Origin of the sequence: Brevibacterium sp. R8603A2 (genome assembly GCF_023072605.1) — a bacterium.
GTDB lineage: Bacteria > Actinomycetota > Actinomycetes > Actinomycetales > Brevibacteriaceae > Brevibacterium > Brevibacterium pityocampae.
Map to the genome: position 1 here is coordinate 39,735 of NZ_JALLGN010000004.1, position 19,987 is coordinate 59,721.

At 72.0% G+C, this 19,987-nt stretch carries 19 protein-coding genes; 5 read left to right on the forward strand and 14 right to left on the reverse strand.

From position 1 onward, the window contains the following. Positions 1-71 precede the first annotated feature (71 nt). Complete coding sequence (locus MTQ12_RS04915) at positions 72-518, reverse strand: hypothetical protein (RefSeq protein ID WP_247424575.1); 447 nt, start codon at positions 516-518, stop codon at positions 72-74. Between the two features lie 134 nt (positions 519-652). On the opposite strand from MTQ12_RS04915, the gene MTQ12_RS04920 reads away from it, so the two are divergent. Then, positions 653-1,417: a glycerophosphodiester phosphodiesterase family protein gene (locus tag MTQ12_RS04920; RefSeq protein WP_247424578.1), complete on the forward strand. Its 765-nt coding sequence runs from the start codon at positions 653-655 to the stop codon at positions 1,415-1,417. A gap of 70 nt (positions 1,418-1,487) precedes the next feature. Next, positions 1,488-1,829 carry an RNA polymerase-binding protein RbpA gene (locus MTQ12_RS04925; protein WP_247424582.1) on the forward strand — a complete coding sequence of 114 codons (342 nt, stop codon included), beginning with the start codon at positions 1,488-1,490 and terminating at the stop codon, positions 1,827-1,829. 102 nt (positions 1,830-1,931) lie between these two features. Here the strand turns inward: MTQ12_RS04925 and MTQ12_RS04930 are convergent, their stop codons facing one another. Continuing rightward, positions 1,932-2,666 carry a polyprenol monophosphomannose synthase gene (locus MTQ12_RS04930; protein WP_247424584.1) on the reverse strand — a complete coding sequence of 245 codons (735 nt, stop codon included), beginning with the start codon at positions 2,664-2,666 and terminating at the stop codon, positions 1,932-1,934. Between the two features lie 326 nt (positions 2,667-2,992). After that, positions 2,993-3,952 carry a metal-dependent hydrolase gene (locus MTQ12_RS04935; RefSeq protein WP_247424587.1) on the reverse strand — a complete coding sequence of 320 codons (960 nt, stop codon included), beginning with the start codon at positions 3,950-3,952 and terminating at the stop codon, positions 2,993-2,995. Between the two features lie 76 nt (positions 3,953-4,028). Between MTQ12_RS04935 and MTQ12_RS15145 the strand changes: the two genes are divergently transcribed. Together MTQ12_RS15145 and secA2 are read left to right on the forward strand one after the other, a co-directional pair. Beyond that, positions 4,029-5,729 carry an exonuclease domain-containing protein gene (locus tag MTQ12_RS15145; protein ID WP_247424590.1) on the forward strand — a complete coding sequence of 567 codons (1,701 nt, stop codon included), beginning with the start codon at positions 4,029-4,031 and terminating at the stop codon, positions 5,727-5,729. A 92-nt stretch (positions 5,730-5,821) separates the two neighbouring features. Continuing rightward, positions 5,822-8,083 (forward strand): accessory Sec system translocase SecA2, encoded by a 2,262-nt coding sequence (secA2, locus tag MTQ12_RS04945; RefSeq protein WP_247424593.1) that lies wholly within the window; start codon positions 5,822-5,824, stop codon positions 8,081-8,083. An 18-nt stretch (positions 8,084-8,101) separates the two neighbouring features. Here secA2 and MTQ12_RS04950 read toward each other — a convergent pair whose 3' ends face one another. Genes MTQ12_RS04950 through MTQ12_RS15150 form a run of 5 tightly spaced genes read right to left on the reverse strand, consistent with a single transcriptional unit; the run spans position 8,102 to position 14,042 of the window. Beyond that, the gene (locus tag MTQ12_RS04950) at positions 8,102-10,792 is read right to left on the reverse strand and encodes a DEAD/DEAH box helicase (RefSeq protein WP_247424596.1); all 2,691 of its coding nucleotides are present in this window, start codon (positions 10,790-10,792) and stop codon (positions 8,102-8,104) included. 57 nt (positions 10,793-10,849) lie between these two features. Beyond that, positions 10,850-11,686 (reverse strand): twin-arginine translocase subunit TatC, encoded by an 837-nt coding sequence (gene tatC, locus MTQ12_RS04955; protein WP_265809336.1) that lies wholly within the window; start codon positions 11,684-11,686, stop codon positions 10,850-10,852. A 6-nt stretch (positions 11,687-11,692) separates the two neighbouring features. Continuing rightward, the gene (tatA, locus tag MTQ12_RS04960; protein WP_247424599.1) at positions 11,693-11,977 is read right to left on the reverse strand and encodes a Sec-independent protein translocase subunit TatA; all 285 of its coding nucleotides are present in this window, start codon (positions 11,975-11,977) and stop codon (positions 11,693-11,695) included. Between the two features lie 35 nt (positions 11,978-12,012). Continuing rightward, on the reverse strand, positions 12,013-12,987 hold the full coding sequence (locus MTQ12_RS04965) for a WYL domain-containing protein (protein ID WP_247424601.1): 975 nt from the start codon (positions 12,985-12,987) through the stop codon (positions 12,013-12,015). Continuing rightward, a complete protein-coding gene (locus tag MTQ12_RS15150; RefSeq protein ID WP_247424603.1) occupies positions 12,984-14,042 on the reverse strand; it encodes a WYL domain-containing protein in 1,059 nt (352 codons plus the stop codon). Before MTQ12_RS15150 ends, MTQ12_RS04965 begins: the two co-directional genes overlap by 4 nt. 40 nt (positions 14,043-14,082) lie before the next feature. On the opposite strand from MTQ12_RS15150, the gene MTQ12_RS04975 reads away from it, so the two are divergent. After that, positions 14,083-15,237: a DUF3866 family protein gene (locus MTQ12_RS04975; protein WP_247424606.1), complete on the forward strand. Its 1,155-nt coding sequence runs from the start codon at positions 14,083-14,085 to the stop codon at positions 15,235-15,237. An 81-nt stretch (positions 15,238-15,318) separates the two neighbouring features. On the opposite strand, the gene MTQ12_RS04980 is transcribed toward MTQ12_RS04975, so the two are convergent. From MTQ12_RS04980 to MTQ12_RS05005, 6 genes are read right to left on the reverse strand one after another with little or no spacing between them, the layout of a single operon-like run. After that, on the reverse strand, positions 15,319-15,693 hold the full coding sequence (locus tag MTQ12_RS04980; protein ID WP_247424609.1) for an FKBP-type peptidyl-prolyl cis-trans isomerase: 375 nt from the start codon (positions 15,691-15,693) through the stop codon (positions 15,319-15,321). A 52-nt stretch (positions 15,694-15,745) separates the two neighbouring features. Next, positions 15,746-16,702 carry an FKBP-type peptidyl-prolyl cis-trans isomerase gene (locus MTQ12_RS04985; protein ID WP_247424612.1) on the reverse strand — a complete coding sequence of 319 codons (957 nt, stop codon included), beginning with the start codon at positions 16,700-16,702 and terminating at the stop codon, positions 15,746-15,748. A 59-nt stretch (positions 16,703-16,761) separates the two neighbouring features. Next, positions 16,762-18,234, reverse strand: a complete 1,473-nt coding sequence (gene pafA, locus MTQ12_RS04990) for a Pup--protein ligase (RefSeq protein ID WP_247424615.1) — start codon at positions 18,232-18,234, stop codon at positions 16,762-16,764. Then, on the reverse strand, positions 18,231-18,992 hold the full coding sequence (gene prcA / locus MTQ12_RS04995) for a proteasome subunit alpha (RefSeq protein WP_137319691.1): 762 nt from the start codon (positions 18,990-18,992) through the stop codon (positions 18,231-18,233). The genes pafA and prcA overlap by 4 nt, the downstream gene beginning before the upstream one ends. Next, positions 18,989-19,795: a proteasome subunit beta gene (prcB, locus tag MTQ12_RS05000; protein WP_137319692.1), complete on the reverse strand. Its 807-nt coding sequence runs from the start codon at positions 19,793-19,795 to the stop codon at positions 18,989-18,991. Before prcB ends, prcA begins: the two co-directional genes overlap by 4 nt. After that, on the reverse strand, positions 19,792-19,986 hold the full coding sequence (locus tag MTQ12_RS05005; protein ID WP_137319693.1) for a ubiquitin-like protein Pup: 195 nt from the start codon (positions 19,984-19,986) through the stop codon (positions 19,792-19,794). Before MTQ12_RS05005 ends, prcB begins: the two co-directional genes overlap by 4 nt. Position 19,987 lies beyond the last annotated feature (1 nt).

The following is a 19,987-nucleotide window of genomic DNA, read 5'->3' on the forward strand; positions in this document are numbered from 1 at the left end:
GGCCCCGATCGGATGATCGGGGCCTTCGTCGTCTCCGCCGACTGAATGCCCGGCGGGTGGTGCTGGGTCCGTCAGCGGCGGAGCAGGCGGCGGGCCTGTCCGGCGCCCTTCGTGACACCCTCCTGCGCGACCTGGAACACGCGGTCGACCTTGCCGGTGCGCACCGCGTCGGAGAGGCGCGTGCCGATGCCGGCGATGAGGCCGTTGATCTTCGTCTCGGTCCAGTCCACCGGTCCACCGGGGGCGGCGGCGCGGTGGGCCTGGGACTTCGCCCGGTCGCCGATCCGAGCGCTCTCCGTACGGGCGCGCTCGGAGTAGGAGCGGACCCGATCGACGGGCTGTTCGGCGAAGTCGCGCACGCCGCTGCGGGCGGACTCCGCCCGCAGCCGTGCGGCATCGGCGGCGCGCACGCCGCCGGAGATCACCTGGTCCGCCGCGGCCCGGATGCGATCCGAGGCGCTGCGATGGGTCGAGTCGTACACTTCGGTCGGTTCCACGGGTTCACGATGATCGCTCATACGCCGATTGTCCCCGGTCACGGCCGCCGTGGTCAACGTCAGGGAGCGCTTCGTCGCACCCACACAGGCGATCCTCAGGCGGGCGCCGGTGGACCGGCGGGCCCGCGGGTCGACGCTCGGCTACTGTGGGTGCGATGACCGGACCGGAGACGATCGCCCACCGCGGCGGACTGTGGGACGACGCCGCGGAGAACACCATCGAGGGCTTCCGACGCTGCGCGAACCTCGGGCTCGACTGGATCGAGACGGACGTGCACGCCTCCCGCGACGGGGTCCTCTACGCCGTCCACGATCCCGACCTCGCGCGCCTCGCCGGCCGCCCCGAACGCCTCGGCGACCTCGACGCCCGGACCCTCGATCGGATCGAGCTCACCGGCGGCGGTCGACTCCCCCGCCTGGCGGACGTGCTCGAGGAGCTCCCGGGCGTGTCCTTCAACATCGACGTCAAGGCCGACCGGTCCACCGCCTCCACCGTGCGCCTGATCCGCGCGATGGACATCGGCCACCGGATCCGCCTCGCGTCGTTCTCCACCCGACGGCTCGCCCGGCTGCGTGCCGCGCTTCCGGGCGTGCGCAGCTCCGCGGGCACCGCCGAGGTCGCCGCGTTCCTGCTCGCGGGCCGCCGGGCCGCCCACCGCTTCGATCCGGACCTCGATGCCTTCCAGGTACCGCACCGGCGGTCCGGCATCACCGTCGTGACGCGCCGCTTCGTCGACCGTGCTCATGCCGCCGGGCTCCTCGTCCACGTCTGGACCGTCAACGAACCCGCGCACATGCGCGAGCTCGCCGCGCTCGGGGTCGACGGCATCGTCACCGATCACCCGGCCCGGGCACTCGCCGTGCTCGGGAATCACCTGCCTGCGGGTGACCCGCCGTCGCCGGGGAATCCTCGTTCCTGAGGAATGAAAGCGCCCGGTAGACTGTTGGACTGGATTGTTCGATCGTGCACGACCGGAAGGTGGACCAGGAATGAGTGAGCGCAGCCTGCGCGGGACCCAGTTGGGCTCGCGGAGCCTCGAATCGGACGTCGGCGTCGAGCCGGCGCCGCGTCAGGTCGTCGAGTACGCCTGCGAGGACGGGCACACCTTCACCGTCCCGTTCTCCGTCGAGGCCGATGTGCCCGCGACCTGGGACTCGGGAACCCACGGCATCGGCATGCGGGTGGGCGGCGAGGAGCCCGAGGCGGAGCCGGAGAAGCACGTCCGCACCCACTGGGACATGCTCCTCGAGCGCCGCTCCTTCGAAGAGCTCCAGGTGCTGCTCGACGAGCGGCTGGCAGTGCGGCGTGGAGAGGCCCCGCCGCAGAGCTGACCCCCTGAAAGCGCACGATCCCGCCGAGAGGACTCGGCGGGATCGCTGCATTCAGGGATCGTCGCATTCAGTGGTGGTCGCCGACCGCCGCCCGATGTCGCGTCAGCGACGGAGCAGGCGCCGGACCTGACGCCCGCGGCGCTCGAGGCCCCAGCGGGCGACGTTTGTCATCGCCTCGGAGATGATTCCGCCGTGCATCTTCGACTCCCCGAGCTCGCGCTCGACGAAGGTGATCGGCACCTCGGCGATCCGGAAGCCGGCCTCGTCCACCCGCTTCGTCATATCGATCTGGAAGCAGTAGCCCTGGGACTCGATGTCGTCGAGCGCGATCGCCGCAAGTGCCTCCCGCCGGTACGCGCGGAAGCCGGCGGTCGCGTCACCGACCCCGAGACCCATCGCCGCGTTGACGTAGAGGTTCGCCCCGCGGGACAGCAGGTGGCGGTTGCGCGGCCAGTTGACCACCGCTCCCCCGGGGATCCAGCGGGAGCCGATCACGAGATCCGCGCCGCCCTCGATCGCCGCGAGCAGCTGCGGCAGGTCGCGGCCGCGGTGCGAGCCGTCGGCGTCCATCTCGCAGATCACCGCGTAGTCGCGCTCGAGGGCCCAGGTGAAGCCGGCGACATACGCGGCACCGAGGCCGTTCTTCGCAGTGCGATGGAGCACGGAGATGCGCGGATCGGCCGCCGCGGCCTCGTCCGCCCACTCCCCCGTGCCGTCCGGCGAGGCGTCGTCGACGACGAGGATCTCGGCCGCGGGCACCCAGGTGCGGATCGACTCGATGGTGTGCGGGAGAGAATCCCGCTCGTTGTACGTGGGGATGACGATGAGGGTCTTCATAGGCACTCCCCCACCCTAGAGGACACCGGCGGGCGGGCCGGTGAGGCACTCCGGCGTGAATCGATGGACCCGGCCCCACCGACTTCGGACCGTGGAACCGAGAGGCCCACGTTTTCTAATGCCGGCGGGAACCGGGTCGCGCTCCCGCAACGGGAGCGTCAGAGTCGAACCTACCCGCCGAGCAGGGTTCCGCAAAATCGCTCTGACCTGGGACGATGCCTATCCGCCCAGGTGAACAGCGGGTTGCGGGAGCAGAAAACAGGTCGAAGAATCTCAGCACTCCCGGCGTGTCGCGCATGTCCGCGCCGCGCCGCTCGGCTAAGCGGTCACACCTCGGTGCCGCGCACCCACACCGTGCGCAGCCGGGGCAGCGATTCCGGATCGGTCAGATCGGGCAGCCCCGGGGTGCCGGAGCGCGGATCGGTGCTCCACGCCGCCACCCGCTCGTCGGCGACCTGCACCGCGAGCCCGTCGACCTCCCAGCGCACCGCAGTCGCCAGCGCGCCGGGGGCGAGCACGCCGGCCTCGAACCGACCGAGCGCACGCAGCCCGAACCGGGTCGCGCAGTTGAATGCGGCGCGTGCGGAGATGCCGTCGGCCGCGCCGTACACCGCTGCGCTGAGCGAGCGCCAGGGGGATGCGGGATCGAGGGCGAAGCTCAGCTGCACTCCGGCGGAGAGCATGGTGCCGAGCGGCTGCTCGTGGCGGGTCGGGTCGAGGGTGACCGGGATGCCGTGACCGGCGAGCTTCTCCACACCTGAGGCAGGGACGGGGCAGCCGACGAGCAGCCGGTAGCCGTGGCGCTGCGCGTGGGTGCGCACCACGGGATCCTGGAACAGCTCGAGGGCGGTCCGGAGCTGCTCCGGGGAGTCGACGAGCGCGAACTGCGGGTGCTCCGGCAGGTGCTGCGGGTCGAGCTCGGCGATGCCCACCGCGCCGGTCGCGTCGGTGCGCCCGAGCGGGTAGGCGACGATGTCGAGCCCCGGGGGCGCGGCGGCGGCGAAGTTCTCCACCGTCGTGCTCTCCCCCACGACGTGCGCGGTGGTGATGCCGGCGGCCAGGAGCTCCGCGGGCGACACCTCGACGTCCCGGAGGTCCACCCCGGCGCTGACGAACCCCGGGGTCACGAAGTCCTCGGCGAGGTCGACCTGGTTCCCGCCGAGCTCGGCGGCGGCCTCATCGGACCCCACCCAGGTCACGGTGTCGCCCTCGAAGGCGATGGCGGTGGCGAAGGGATCGGCGCTGCTGTAGACGTCGCCGTGATGCAGAACTGTCCTGGAAGTCACCCGGTCATTCTGCCACGGCGGGCGGGGCGCGATGCTCCCCCGGACCCGTGTCCGAGGGCCGTTGTAGGGTGACACCGTGACTCAACCGCTCGTCGTCCTCGACACCCCGACGCTGTACTACCGGGCGTTCCACGCCCTCCCGGATTCGCTCCGCGACCCCGCCGGGATGCCGATCAACGCCGCCCGCGGGATGACCCAGACACTCGCCTCCCTCGTCGAGCTCACCGGCTCCACCCGCATCGTCGCGGCGATGGACGCGGACTGGCGACCGGCGTTCCGCACCGCCGTCGTCCCGGAGTACAAGGCGCAGCGCGTCACCGACGAGGCCGCCGGCACGGAGACCCCGCCGGACCTCGCCGTCCAGCTCCCCCTCATCACCGCCCTCCTCGCCGCCGCCGGGATCCCCGTGGCCGAGGTGCCCGGCACCGAGGCCGACGACGTCATCGCCTCGATCGCCGCCGCTGCGCACGAATCCGTCGTCATCGTGTCCTCCGACCGGGATCTCCTCTCCCTCCTCGCCCCGGGCCGCGATCTCGTGGTCATGAGGCCCAAGAAGGCCGGCGTCTGGGACACGCTGCGCATCGCCGACCTGCCCGGGTCCTACGGCGTCGTCGACGGCGCGCAGTACCGGGCGCTCGCCGCGCTGCGCGGCGACCCCTCCGACGGGCTCGTCGGGGTGCCGGGCATCGGGGAGAAGACCGCGGCCGCCCTGCTCTCCGGCTACGGCGACCTGCCGGGGATCTTCGCCGCCGCCGAAGCCGGCGAGCGGGCCCACGGGCTGTCCCCGCGTCGCGCCGCGGCGATCCTCGAGCACCGCGCCGCGGTCGAGGCCAACCACACGGTGATGACATGCCGGGAGGATCTCCCGGTGGCCGGGTTCGTCGAGGCCGCTGGCGGTGATCCGGATCCCGTCGCCCTGCGCGAGCTCGCCGCCCGCCACGGTCTGACGCAGAGCGCCGAGCGCCTGCTCGCCGCGCTCGGTGCCCCGCCGGCAGACGTCGCCCCACCCGCAGGTGTCCCGGCCGCCGCCCATACCGGGGAGCAGTCCGCCGGGGAGGTCTGGACCGAGGCCCCCCTGTGGGGATTCGACCTCGAGACCACGGGGACGGATCCGCACACCGCGCGCATCGTCAGCGCCGCGCTCGTCCGATTCGCGGGCGGCGACCCGGTCGAACGGTTGACCTGGCTCGTCGATCCCGGCGTGGAGATCCCGGCCGCCTCGGTCCGCATCCACGGCATCACCCCCGAGCACGTCCGCGCCCACGGTCGGCCGGTCGCCGAAGCGGTGCCGGAGATCCTCGCGAAGGTCGCCGCCATCCGCGGAGCCGGCGGCATGCTCGTCGGCCACAACGTCGTCTACGACCTCACGATCCTCCAGTACGAGGCCGAGCGCGCCGGTGCCGAACTTGACGCGCGCGCAGTCTGCCCGCCCGTCATCGACACCTTCGTCCTCGACAAGCGGGCCCAGCAGTTCCGCAGGGGGCCGCGCACGCTCACCGCGGTGTCCCAGAACTGGGGCGTCGAGCTCTCCCAGGCGCACGAGGCCCTCGCCGACGCCGAGGCGGCCGTCCGGATCGCCCTCGCGATCGCCGCGGTCCATCCCGACATCGCCGCCCACTCCCCCGCTGCGCTCCACGCCGCGCAGATCGGGTGGAAGCGCGAACAGGCCGCCTCGTTCCAGGAGTACCTGCGCGGGCGCGGCCGTCCGAATGCCGTCGTCGACCCCTCGTGGCCCTTCGAGCCGCGCCGCGGACCCGCTCCCCGGCACAGCGCCTGACCGCGCCCCCGACCGCCCGGAGGATGCGCGGGGACACCTCGTCCCCTGCGTACACTGGGACCGACACCCGACCCCTGTGGAGGACATGCGCGATGGGATTCTTCGCCCGACTGCTCAACCGGCCCGGCGCCCAGGCCGACAGGCGCATCGGCTGGCTCAGCAGGAGCCGTCCGGAGATCGAACGACTCGGCGAGGAGTACGCCGAGCTCAGCGACGCGGAGATCACCGTGAAGGCCGGGGAGATCTTCGAGACCGGCGAGCGGCGGACCCAGCTCACCGAGTTCGCCGCGCTGGCCCGCGAGGCCGCCGAGCGCACCCTTGACGAGCGCCCCTACGACGAGCAGATCACCGGCCTCATCGGGCTGCTCGAGGGCTCGATCGTGCAGATGCTCACCGGTGAGGGCAAGACCCTCGTCGGCGCGATGGCCGCCGCCGGCTACGCCCTGCAGGGGCGCCGCGTGCACCTCGTCAGCGTCAACGACTACCTCGCGGTGCGCGATGAGGCCTGGATGAGGCCGCTGTTCGATCTGCTCGGTGTCGAGTCGGCCGCGATCTCCGGCACCCAGACCGAGGAGGAGCGCCGGTCCGCCTACCGCTCCGAGGTCGTCTACGCCTCCGTCACCGAAGTCGGGTTCGATGTGCTGCGGGACCGCTTCGTGCTCGACGACGCGGAGATCCGGGTGCCCGGCCGGGACGTCGTCATCGTCGACGAGGCCGACTCCGTGCTCATCGACGAGGCGCGCGTCCCGCTCGTCCTCGCCGGGTCCACCAGCCACGAGGCGGGGGACGCGGAGATCGCCGCGCTCGTCGCCGGACTCGTGGCCGGCGAGCACTACGAGATCAGCCCCGACCGGAAGGCGGTGTCGCTCACCGACACCGGGATCGACCGGGTCGAGGAGGAGCTCGACGTCGACCTGTTCGGGGACGACTCGGCGACGCTCGCCGCAGTCAACCTCGCGCTCTACGCCTCCGCGCTCGTCCATCGCGACGTCGACTACCTCGTGGTCGACGGCGCCGTCAAGCTCATCTCCGACTCCCGCGGCCGGGTGGCCGAGCTTCAGCGCTGGCCCGACGGGCTGCAGGCCGCCGTCGAGGTCAAGGAGCAGCTGTCGACGACAGACAGCGGCGAGATCCTCGACCAGATGACCGTCGAGGAGCTCATCCACGGCTATGACACGGTGTGCGGCATGACCGGCACCGCGGTCGCCGTGGGCGACGACCTGCGCGAGTTCTACGGGCTCGAGATCGTGCCGGTCGACCCCCACCTCGAGGTCATCCGCGTCGACGAGCCGGACCGTCTCTACACCTTCCAGGAGTCGAAGGAGCGCGCGATCGTCGACGAGGTCGTCGAGCAGCATGCCGCGGACCGTCCCGTGCTCATCGGCACCCGCTCGGTGGCGGAATCCGAGAGCCTCGCCGAGCGGCTGCGCACCCGCGGGATCGATGCGCAGGTGCTCAACGCGAAGGACGATTCCGCAGAGGCGGAGATCATCGCCGGCGCCGGGCGGGCCGGGGCGGTCACCGTGTCCACCCAGATGGCCGGGCGCGGCACCGACATCCGGCTCGCCGACGAATCCGTCGCCGAATCCGGCGGGCTGCTCGTCATCGGCGCCGGCCGCTACCAGTCCTCCCGCCTCGACGACCAGCTGCGCGGCCGCGCCGGCCGCCAGGGCGACCCGGGCTCCTCGGTGTTCTTCACCAGCCTCGAGGACGAGCTCATGAGCCGCGTGCCGGAGGCCCAGCGGTTCATCGAGGAAGGCGACGAGCACGGCCACATCGCCTCGAAGCGCGCCGCCCAGCTCGTCGAGCACGCCCAGCGCATGGCCGAGGGCGAGAACACCGCGGTCCACCGCGACACCTGGCGCTTCAACGAGCTCATGGCCCAGCAGCGCGAGCTCGTCCTCGAGCGCCGGAAGGCGATCCGGGAGGGCGAGGCGGGGATCTCCGAGGTCCGCGCGGAGCTGCCGGAGCGCGTCGAGGAGCTCGACGAGGCGCACGGGGAGGACACCGTCGACGCCGCGATCCGCGACGTCCTGCTCTTCACCCTCGACAACCGGTGGGTCGAGCACCTCGCGTTCCTCAACGATCTGCGCGAGGGCATCCACCTGCGCACGCTCGCCCGGGAGAAGCCGCACGAGGCATTCAACTCCGAGTCGATCGGCGCGTTCTCCGGGTTCTGGACCGATGTCCTCGAGCGCGCGACCGAGGTCGTGGAGGAGGCGGAGTTCACCGACGCGGGCATCGACCTGCCCGCATACGGGCTCAAGCGGCCGTCCTCGACGTGGACCTACCTGTCGACGGACTCGACCTTCGGCTCCGACATCGAGTCCGTGGTCCGGCGCATCGGTCGCTGACAGCCGCCCCGCGGGGTCTCAATCCGCGACGACCCCACGGCGGATCGCGTCCGCCGCGCGGCGCACGACCACCGCGGTCGCGGGCTCGCAGACGTCGGCGACCTGGCCGAGCAGGTCGAGGGTCTGCTTGGCCCAGCGGACGAAGTCCCCGGCGGCGATGTCGGATCCGGCCAGTGCCGCCGACAGCGACTTCCCCTCGGTCCATCGGAAGATCGGTTCGACGAGGCCGAACTCGGGCTCCGGGGTCACCGGCAGGTCCGCGTCGACCTCGAGCCGGTAGAGGTTCTGCCAGGTGCTCCGCAGCTCGACGAGCGCGTGCTCGAGGCTCGCGGAGGGGATCCGCGGGTTGAAGTACCCCTCGGTGCGCCGGGCCTGGTAGACGAGGCTCGAGGCGAAGGCCGCGGCCTCCGGCTCCGACAGCGGGTCCCACAGCCCGGCGCGCACGCTCAGCGCGGTGAGGAGGTCCCGCTCCCCGTAGATGCGGCGCAGGATTCGGGCGTCGTCGGGGAGGAACCCGAGGGTCGTGAGCACGCGGCGCACCCGGTCGAACACCTGCGCGATCGAGGTCGTGCGCCCTTCGATCTGCTTCGTCAGCGAGGCGGTGTCGCGCTGCAGCTTCGCGGCCCGCTCCGCCCACCGGGCGTGGTGCTCGCGGTCGGGGCAGGAATGGCAGGGGTGGCTGCGGAGCTGTTCGCGGACGAGTGCGATCTCCTCGGACTGGACCCGGGCACCCTTGGCCGGCTGCGCGGCCTCGCTGGGCTGTGCGACACGGCCGTCGGCGATCGCGGCGAGCAGGGAATCGCGCAGCGCGCGGCGCTCCGATGCCTGCCGGTGGTTGAAGCGCTTGGGCATCTTGAGGCGTCCGAGCACCACGGCGGGCTCGGTGATCTCGTGCATCCGCAGGTGCCACACCTTGCCCTGCTCGGTGAGCACGGTCGGCAGCCGCAGCTCGCCGTCCCGGTTGCTCATCGGAGTGATGACGACGGCGGTGCCGTCGATCCGCTTCGAGGGCAGCACGATGACGTCGCCGTGCTTGAGCCGGCCGAGCGACTCGATCGTCTCCCGCTGCTTGATCTTCGTGCGTGAGCGGCTGGCCCGCTTCTCCATCTCCGACAGGGTGCGGCGCAGCTGCACGTACTCCTCGAAGTCCCCGCGCTCGCACTCCATCGACGTCCGGTAGCCTGCGAGCGCCTCCTCGTTGCGGCGCACCCGCCGGGCCAGGCCGACTACGCCCTTGTCCGCCTGGAACTGGGCGAACGAGGTCTCGAGCACCTTCGCGGCGTCGTGCTCGGTCAGCCGGGCGAGCAGGTTCGCCGTCATGTTGTACGTCGGGGTGAATCGGCTCTGCAGCGCGTAAGTGCGCTTCGAGGCGAGCGAGCCGATGTCGGCGAGCTCGGTGCTCGGGTGCCAGACGACGACGGCGTGGCCTTCGACGTCGATCCCGCGCCGTCCGGCGCGCCCGGTCAGCTGGGTGTACTCCCCCGGGGTGATCTGCACATGGGATTCGCCGTTGAACTTCGTGAGCTTCTCGAGCACGACGGTGCGCGCCGGCATGTTGACGCCGAGCGCGAGGGTCTCGGTGGCGAACACCGCGCGCAGGCAGCCGTCGACGAACAGCTCCTCGACGAGCTCCTTGAACTGCGGGATCAGACCCGCGTGGTGTGCTCCGAAGCCGTGGATGAGACCGGTGGAGAAGGTGTGGTAGCCGAGCACGGAGAGGTCCTCGGAGCCGAGCTCGTCGTGGAGCTCCTCGAGGCGGGCCATGATGTGACGCTTCTCCGCCTTGTCGGTGAGGTCGAGGCCGGCGGCGAGGCACTGCTCGACGGCGGCATCGCAGCCATTGCGGGAGAAGATGAAGAAGATCGCCGGGAGCAGGTCGTCCTCGTCGAGCTCGCGGATGAGCGCGGTGCGCGAGGGCCGCTGGAAGCGTGCGTGCATGGGCCGGCGGCGGTCCCGCCGGGAGCCCCGGGAGACGAAGGGCCGCACCGCCAGCTCGAGGTCGCGGTTGACCTGCCCGGGCGCCCCGGCCTGGAACAGCGGGTGGAGGTCGGTGCCGACGGCGACGTGGCTGTACAGCGGCACCGGCCGGTGCTCGCTGACGATGACCTCGGTGTGCCCGCGCACCTCGCGGAGCCAGGCGCCGAACTCCTCGGCGTTGGACACGGTGGCCGACAGGCTGACGAGTGCGACATGGGCGGGCAGGTGGATGATGACCTCCTCCCACACCGGTCCCCGGAACCGGTCGCCGAGGTAGTGGACCTCGTCGAGCACGACGTAGCCGAGGGAGCTGAGGTCGGTGCCGGAGTAGATCATGTTGCGCAGCACCTCGGTCGTCATCACGACGATCTGCGCGTCCCGGTTGATCGAGACGTCGCCGGTGAGCAGTCCGACCCGGTCCGCCCCGTACTCCCGGCTGAGCTCTGCGAACTTCTGGTTGCTCAGCGCCTTGATCGGGGTGGTGTAGAAGACGCGCACGTCCTGCTCGGTGGCGAGCAGCACCGCGAACTGGGCGACGACGGTCTTGCCGGCGCCGGTCGGGGCGGCGACGAGCACGGATCTCCCGTCGGCCAGCGCCCGGCACGCCTGCTCCTGGAACGGGTCGAGTCCGTAGGATAGCGCGGCGGTGAAGCGTCCGAACGGGGTGGCCGCCTCCGCTGCGCGCTTCCGCGATGCGGCGTAGGCCTGAGCAGGCGGGATGCGGTCGTCCATGCCCTCGACTCTACCGCCTCGAGGTGCGCGTCCGCCGCCCTCCGGGCCGCTCGCGGCTCAGTCGTCGAGCTCGGCGGGATCCTCCCAGGTGCCCTCGGCGATCATCCGCGCCTTCCGCCGCCGGTCGCCGAGCCAGCACAGCACCCAGGCGAGGACGAACAGTGCAGTCATGGGGATGACGAGGAAGAACATCGAGATCGCATCGGGGGTCGGGGTGGCGATCGCGGCGAAGGCGAAGATCAGCACGACGACCCAGCGCCACGACTTGCGGATGGTGTCGGCCGACAGCAGCCCGAGCAGGTTGAGGCCCACCATGAGGACCGGCAGCACGAAGGCGATGCCGAACACGACGATGATGAGCATGACGAAGTTGAGGTAGTCCTGCGCCGGGATGATGTTCGTCGCACCCTCGGGGGTGAATGCGGTGAGCGTGCGCACGGCGTTCGGCAGGGCGAACGAGGCGAGTGCGGCGCCGGCGAGGAACAGCGGGATCGCGGCGGCGAGGAAGCCCAGGGAGTAGCGCTTCTCCTTCTTCGTCAGGCCCGGCACGATGAAGGCCCATACCTGGTAGAGCCAGAACGGGGAGGTGAGGAAGAAGCCGATGAAGACCGCGACCTTGACCTTCATGTCGAAGGGGGAGGCGACGCCGGCGAAGTTGACCTCCGCGACGCGGCCGTCCTGCGCGGACACCTCCATCACCGGGGCCTGGAGAAACTGGAGGACCGGATCGTAGAGGAACCAGCCCACGACGGCGCCGAGCCCGAGGGCGATGACGGAGAGGAGGACGCGGTTGCGGAGTTCGACGAGGTGCCCCGCCAGCGGCATCCGCTTCTCGGGGTTGGCCGCACGGGCACGGCCGCCTCCCGGCAGACCGCCGGGACGGGAGATCTTCACCACCGGTCAGGGACGGGGGCGCTGCTCGTCGCCGGGGGTGCGGGTGGAATCGACGGGCTCGGCGGTGCGCTCGGCGGACCGGGTCGGGTCTGCGGGACGTTCGGGGGCGTCGGTGATCTCGTGCCGCTCGGCGGTGCCGCGGTCGTCGTCGTTGCGCAGATCCTTGACCTCGGACTTGAAGATCTTCATCGACTTGCCCAGGTTCTTCGCGATCATCGGGAGCTTGGGCGCGCCGAAGATCAGCAGGATGACGACGAGCAGGATGATGATGTGGATCGGCTCGGGGCGCATGCGGACTCCTCAGGAAGCGGTTTCAGGGATCCAGTCTAGTCCCTGCCGACGTGGGAATCATCCGCGCCCGGAGCGGTGCCGGCGATCGCTGAGATGGCACCGTCGGCGGCCTCGGGAGGGGAGACGGCGAGCACGTGACGCCCGTGCTGGAGCAGGAGGCGGGTGAGCCAGGTGTCGGAGAGCACTCGGAGCGTCATCGTCACGGTGCCGGGGCCGTGCGTGTCGTGGGCGCGGTCGAGCGGATCGAGCTCGTCGGCGAGCCAGGCCGCCGCCGGGGCGAGCGCTAGGGTGACCGCGGTGCCGGATTCATCGGGGCCGGCACCGGCTCCGGAGCCCGCATCGGCCTCGTCCGTCGGCGCGGGCGGGGCGGCGGGTGCTGTCGTCGGGGCAGCGCTGCGGATGTTGTCGACGGCGAAGGACCGCTCCCCGCCGGAGGTGTGGCAGTAGGCGTCCATGTACCACTGCCCGGTGAGCCGCAGGGAGCGCGGGGTGACGGTGCGAGCGGTGAGCTCGTCGCGGGAGGGCACGTAGTAGCGGATGTCCAGGCCGGTGCCGGCGGCCGCGGCGCCGCGGATCTCCGCGGCGAGCTCCCGGTCGAGCTCGGGGACGCCCACGTCGATGCTCGGCCGCTCGTCCTGGAGTCCGGCGGCGGTGCGGATCTTGTCCCGGGTGGAGGCGATCGCGGCCTGGCGGTCCGGATCGAGCGAGGCGAGGTAGTCGAGGGCGACGAGGAGGCTCGTCGACTCATCGCGGGTGAGACGCACGGGCACGGACACCTCGTCGGCGTTGCCGAGGTGGATGCGGCCGTCCTCCCAGCTCGCCTCGATGAGGTCGTCGGGCATGCGGCCGGGCCGGCCGGTGACGAAGAGGAGCTCGAGGTCGTCGACGAGCTCGGCGACGGTGACGCCGAACACCGCGGCGGTCCGGTGAAGATCCGCGCCGGGGTTCTCGATAAGGTAGGGCACGAGCCCGAGCAGGCGGGCGAGGCGCGTCGAGGCGGTCGTCGTCATGCGCGCTCCTCCGTGTCGGGTGCCTCGGTCTCCACGGGTGTGCTCGGTGCCACGGGGGCGTCCTGTGCGGCGGTCAGGGCCGCCAGCGTGGTCCCGCGCATCCGCTCCAGGGCGTCGGCGAGGTCGGCGGGCGAGTCGACCTCGACGGCCCGCCCGAAGCCCACCAGCGTCGCGGCGAGCTCCTCCGGATCGTCGTAGCCGAGTGCGAGGAGGTCCCAGCCGGCATCGTCGGTGCCGGCGGGCGTGCCGGCGCGGCGCAGCGGGTCGCCGCTGCCGGGTCGCAGCCGCAGGTGCGCGGTCGTGCTCGCTCCGGAGGCGTGGACCGGCCGGAACCAGTCGCCGGGCCGGAAGTCCTCCGGCACCGTGTAGTCCCCGTCCTTCCGGCCGTGCACTCGGGAGAGGGTGCCGGAGATGCGGGAGAGCCGGAAGGTCCGGATCTCCTCCTTGTCGAGGTCGCGGCCGAGCAGGTAGACGCGGTCGCCGCGGGTGAGCAGCGCATAGGGCTCGAGCCGCCGCTCCCCGGCGACGCCGCCGGGCTTGCGGTAGGAGAAGCGCACGGCGCGCCGGGCGTTCACCGCGGACAGCGCCGCGGCGAAGGTCTCGGTGCCGAACCGCATCCGGGCAGGCAGCGGGTCCGTGCTCTCGGCGAGGTCGATGCCGAGACCCCGGAGCTTGTGGAGCGCCCGCCCGCTCGCCTCGCCGAGCGCCGAGTCCTGCCAGAAGCGGCTCGCGACGGAGAGCACCGCGGCTTCCTGCGGGGTGAGGTCGATCTCGGGCAGCTCGTAGTCGTCGGAGGTGATCCGGTAACCGTAGCCGTTGCGTCCGGTGAACTCGTCGTCCCAGGTCGCGGTGCTGATCTCGATCCCGAGGTCGCGGAGCAGGCGCTTGTCACGGGAGAAGGCGCGGTCGAAGGCGGCGTCGCTGAGGCCGGCGTACTCGTCCATGCACGCCTTGAGGGAATCGCGGTCGATCCACCCGGAGGCGGCGCGCAGCGCGATGAGCAGGTTGAGGATCCGCTCGGTCTGCTCGCGCACGCGGCTGTCGGCATCGTTCACGCCCACCACGCTACAGGCACGCACCGGGTACGGTGGGCATATGATCCACTGGCGTCGTGCGCATGTCGTGTCCGTGAGCAGCGATCGGCCCGGGGTGAGGGAGGTCCGCGCGGCCCTCACCGAACCCCTCCCGGGCGCTGACGGCAGCCCGGGGGCAACCGGTGCCGGAGAGGTCCACGCAGTGGCCTACACCGGGCTCGTCGGCACCCCGGAGCCCGGCGACACCGTGATCCTCAACGTCTCCGCCCTCGCCCGCGGGCTCGGTACCGGCGGATTCGCGCTCGTCGTCGCCCTGCCCGAGGCGCTCCCCGCGGACCCGCCTCCGGCTCCGGGGCACCTCGTCAAGGACCGCTACTCCCCCACCCAGACGATGGTGCTCGGGGTCGACGACCAGGAGTCCGAGCACCATGCGACGCTCGCCCGGGCGACGGGCATCGACGGGATGCCGGTGCTCGTCGCCGACCTCCACTCGGCGCTGCCCGCGATCCTCGCCGGGATCCGGGCGGAGGACCCGGAGCTGCGGGTCGCCTATGCGATGACCGACGGGGCGGCGCTCCCGCTGCCGTTCTCCCAGGCGGTCGCAGGGCTGCAGGAGGCCGGCTGGCTCGCCGACACGCTGAGCGTCGGCCAGGCGTGGGGCGGGGACCACGAGGCCGTCACCGTCCACTCCGCCCTGCTCGCGGCCCGCCACGTCGCCGGCGCGGACATCACGATCGTCAGCCAGGGCCCGGGCAACCTCGGGACCGGGACCCCGTTCGGGTTCTCCGGCATGGTCGTCGGCGACCACCTCGACGCCGCCGCGCTGCTCGGCGGGCTGCCCGTGGCGGTGGCCCGGATGTCGAACGCCGATGCCCGCGGGCGCCATTTCGGGATCTCCCATCACACGCTCACCGCAGTCGGCCGGGGCGCTCGACCGGGCTGCACGGTGCCGCTGCCCGGCCTCGCCACCCTGCCGGACTCCGTGGCGGCCGCGTGCGACCCCGACCCGCGGATCGTCGCCGAGGCGCTCGCCTCCCAGCGCGCCGAACTCACCGCCCACACGCTCGTCGACGTCGAGCTCGACGGGCTGTTCGAAGCGCTCGAGGGCTCCCCCGTCCGGCTGTCGACGATGGGCCGCGGTCTCACCGCGGATGCCGCCTCGTTCCTCTCCGCCGCGGCCGCCGGGCGCTGGGCGGCCCGCGCGCTCGCCGGATGACAGCGGCGCCGTCGCCTGCCCGGAGGGGGCGGACGACGGCGCCGTGCGCGGTCTCGGCTCAGTGCCGCTGCGAGCGCGGTGTCAGCGCACGTTCTCGAGGTCGCACACGAAGATCAGGCTCTCCCCGGGGGCGATGACGCCGCCGGCGCCGTGGTCGCCGTAGGCGAGGTGCGGCGGGATCCGCAGGGTGCGTCGACCGCCGACCTTCATCCCCTGCACGCCCTGGTCCCAGCCGGCGATGACCATGCCGACGCCGAGCCGGAACTCGAGCGGGGCGCCGCGGTTGTACGAGGAGTCGAACTCCTCACCGGTCGAGTGGGCGACGCCGACGTAGTGGACGGCGACGGTGTCGCCGGCCTTCGCCTCGGCACCGGTGCCGATCTCGTCGTCGACGATCTCGAGCTCGGTGGGCGGCTGGTCGCCGGGGAAATCGATCTCGGGCTTGCTCTTGGCCATGTCTGCTGTCCTTCCGGGACGGGAGATGGTGGATGGGTGCGGCGGCTGCCGGTCAGCCGACGGCCGACAGGATGTCGATGACGAACACGAGGGTGGCGTCGCCGGGGATGGACGGCGGGGAGCCCTGCGCCCCGTAGCCCTTCTCCGGCGGGATCACGACGAGGATCTGGGAACCGACCTTCTGCCCGATGAGCGCCTCGTTCCAGCCGTCGATGACGGGGGCCGCGCCCACGCCTTCGACGGCGAAGGGCTCGCCGCGGTCCCAGCTCGAGTCGAAGGTCTGCGAGGCGTCGTCCCACAGCCAGCCGGAGTAGTGGACGCTCACGGTCTGGCCCTCGGAGACCTCCGCGCCCTCCCCCAGGATCGTCGGCTCGACGACGAGCTCGGCTGGGGCGTCGCCCTCGGGCTGGGTGATGCTCGGGACGCCGGCGTCGTCGGTGGACACCTCGGGCAGGCCCTCGGCGGGCTCCTGCGGCTCACCGGAGGCGCGTTCGAGCGGTTCCGGGATCTCCTCGGCGCTCACCAGGTCGACGACGTAGATCAGGGTCTCGGCAGGCTGCCCGGACTGCGGGCTGCCGTTGAGGCTCAGCAGCACGCGGGAGCCGACCGGCACGTCGACGAGCGCGTCGAACAGCGCCTGGTTGATCTGCGCGGTGTCCATCGGGAAGCCCGACGGCGATTCGGCCTGATAGCTCGACTCGATGACCTCACCGCTCGTCCCGGACACCATCGTCATGTTCGCCGTGACCTGCTGTCCCTCGGCGACCGGTTCGCCGTCGCCCTCGGAGAGCACGGTGTGCGCGGACTCCTCGATGACGAGCGGGGTTTCGAAGGACACCGTCGGCTCGGCGTCGGGCTCGCCCTCGACGGTGACGCCGTCGAGCGAGGTGGTCTTGGCCTCGGCGGTGGAGACCGCCTGGGTCTCGCCGGCCGGATCCGATCCCGAGTCGCCGCAGCCGGCGAGGGCCAGCACGGCGATGCTCAGGGCACTGATGAGAGTGGTGCGCACGAAGGCGTCCTTTCCACGAGGGGCGGGGCAGGGCGAAGAGCCCCCACGATCCTAGCGGCTCACACTGAGTGCGCGCCCGGAGCCTCCCCCAGCCCCGCGATGAGCGCGTCGGCGGAGTCGTTCGACGCCGCGAACGGGTCCTTGAGGACGACGGCGCGCTGGAGCTGGTCGTTGAGCCGCAGATGCACCCAGTCGACGGTGAAGTCGCGGCGGGCCGCGTGCGCCGCGCGCACGAACCGGCCGCGGATCGCCGCGCGCGTCGTGGCCGGCGGGGCGTCGACGGCGGCGCGCACCGTGTCCTCGGGGACCACACGGGCGGCGAGCCCCGCGGCCTCGAGGCGGGCGAGCATGCCGGACCCCGGGGTGAGGTCGTGGAAGGCGAAGTCGAGGCGCGCGATCCGCGGGTCGGCGAGCCCGGCCTCCGAGCGCTGCAGGTAGCGCTGCACGAGGCCGCACTTGATGACCCAGTCGATCTCCGTGTCGACGCCGGTGAAGTCCCCGCTCTCCACGGCGGCGAGGATCCGCGTCCACAGGTCGATGACCCGCGCGGCGGACGCGTCGGAGCCGAGGCTGTGGTCGCCGGCGGCCACGAGCGCGCGGGCCCGCTCGAGGTAGATCGAGAGCAGCTCGAGCACGGTGAGGCGCTCCCCCGACACGAGCTCGAGGACGTGTCGGCCGGTGAGGTCGCGGGCGACGTGCCGGATGTCGCGGATCGGGTTGCGGAGGCTGAGGTCGCGGATCGGGGCGCCGGACTCGATGAGGTCGAGGACGAGCGCGGCGGAGCCGACCTTGAGCTCCGTCGTCGTCTGCGTCATCGAGGAGTCGCCGACGATGACGTGGAGACGGCGGTACTTCTCCGCGTCGGCATGGGGCTCGTCGCGGGCGTTGATGATCGGCCGGGAGCGGGTGGTGGCCGAGGACACGCCCTCCCACATGACGTCGGAGCGGGCCGACAGCCCGTAGACGAGGTCCCTGCCCGGATCGGTGGGAGCGGTGTGCGGGCTGTGCGGGGCGGCGCGGTTGGAGTCGGCTGGCCGGAGGTCGGTGGCGACCGCACGCGGGATCACCGCCCCGGCGCCGACCATGAGCTGCCGGGTGACGAGGAAGGGCAGGAGCACCGAGGTGAGGTGGGTGAAGTCCATCGAGCGGCGCACGAGGAGGTTCTCGTGGCTGCCGTAGGAGTTCCCTGCGGAGTCGGTGTTGTTCTTCACCAGGTGGGCGGTGCCGTCCACCCCGTCGGCGGCCATCGCGGCCTGGGCGCGGGCGAGGAGATCGACCATGATCGCGTCCCCGGCGGCGTCCTGCGCGAGGAGATCGGGCAGCACGTCGCACTCGGCGGTCGCGTACTCCGGGTGGGAGCCGACGTCGAGGTAGAGGCGGGCGCCGTTGGGGAGGAACACATTGGAGGACCGGCCCCACTCGACGACCGGTCGGAACAGGTAGCGGGCGATCTCCTCGGGCCCGAGGCGCCTCCCCTCGCCCTGGGTGAACGCGATGCCGTACTCGGTCTCGAGGCCGAAGATCCGCTTCACTGTGCGTCCTCCGCCGGTGGCTGCGTGCTCCCCGGCTGCGCGTCGGTGCCCGGCTGCGCGTCGGTGCCCGCGGCGAGGGCGAGCAGCTCGGCCATCGCGGTGTCGTCGAGGCGGCGGAAGGTGCGGTGGCTGCCGGTCGTCCGGTCGAGGACGGCGGCCTCGATGCTCGTGACGGGGATCGGCGCCCCGTCGGCGGGCGACAGGGCGCGCACGCCGAGCGCGAACACCGCGGGCAGCGGCCGGTCGGCGGTGTGGACGCCGGAGAGCTGGGTGGAGATCGCGTCGGCCTGGCCTCCGATCGCCACGTGCTCGTTCTCGTCGGCCACGGAGCCGTCGTAGGACAGCCGGTAGAGGCGGTCCCCGGCGGCGGTGACGCCGAGCTCGGCGACGACGATCTCGACCTCGAAGGGCTTCGACTCGGTGGTGAAGACGCCGGCGAGGGTCTGCGCGTAGGCGTTGGTGAGGCCGCGCGCGGTGACATCGGCCCGGTCGTAGGAATAGCCGCGGAGGTCGGCGTAGCGCACCCCGGCCTGCCGCAGGGTCTCGAACTCGTTGTACTTGCCGACGGCCGCGAAGCCGATCCGATCGTAGATCTCGGCGATCTTGTGGAGCGTCGAGGACGGGTTCTCGGCGATGAGGACGATGCCCTCGTCGTAACGGAGCACGACGACCGAGCGGCCGCGCGCGATCCCCTTCCGGGCGAATTCCGCCCGGTCCTTCATCAGCTGCTCGGGTGAGACGTAGAACGGCTGGCTCATGCGCGCTCTCCTTCCGCGCGGGTGGCCACCACGGCGGTGGCGATGTCGAGGACCTCCGACTGCGGCACCTGCCGGGTGCCCGCGGCGTCGACGAGGTGGACGACGGGGGCGACCTGGCGCATGAAGTCCGGTCCCCCGGTGGCGGAGTCGTCGTCGGCGGCGTCGATGAGCGCCTCGACGGCGACCCGGATCGCCGCCGGCGAGTCGAGATCGGGGCTCCACAGCTTCTTCAGCGCCCCCCGGGCGAACCCGGAGCCGGATCCGATCGAGTGGAAGTTGACCTCTTCGTACTTCCCGCCGGTGACGTCGAAGCTGAAGATCCGCCCGTGGTCGGCGCCGGGCTCCACGCCGGCGAACAGCGGCACCACCGCGAGGCCCTGCATCGCGAGGCCGAGGTTGGCGCGCAGCATCGAGGCGAGCCGGTTGGCCTTGCCGACGAGCGAGAGCGGGGTGCCCTCGATCTTCTCGTAGTGCTCGAGCTCGAGCTGGAACAGTCGGATGAGCTCGAGGGCGAGCCCGGCGGTGCCGGCGATGCCGATGACGGAGGTCGAATCCGCGGCGTGGACCTTCTCGATGGTGTGGCTGGCGATGACGTTGCCGATCGTCGCGCGCCGGTCGCCGGCCATGAGCACCCCGGTGGCGGTCTTGAACGACACGATCGTCGTGCCCTCGGGCACCTGCGGGGCGGGGAGCTGCGCACCGCTCTCGCCGAACGGCAGCACCTCGGGGGCGGTCGCCCGGGCGAAGGCGATGAACGAGTTGGTCGTCGAGCTCAGGTAGGCGGGGTCGAAGCCGGGAGTCACTGGCCGCCCTTCTGGACGAAGTTGCGGACGAACTCCTCGGCGTTCGACTCCAGCACGCTGTCGATGTCGTCGAGGATCGAGTCGACCGCCTCGGTATTCACCTGGGTCTGCGCCTGCGCGGCGACGGGTGCGTCGACCGGCTCGACGTCGTCCTTGCGGGTGGTGCGGATCTGCTCCTGGCCGCTGCTCATC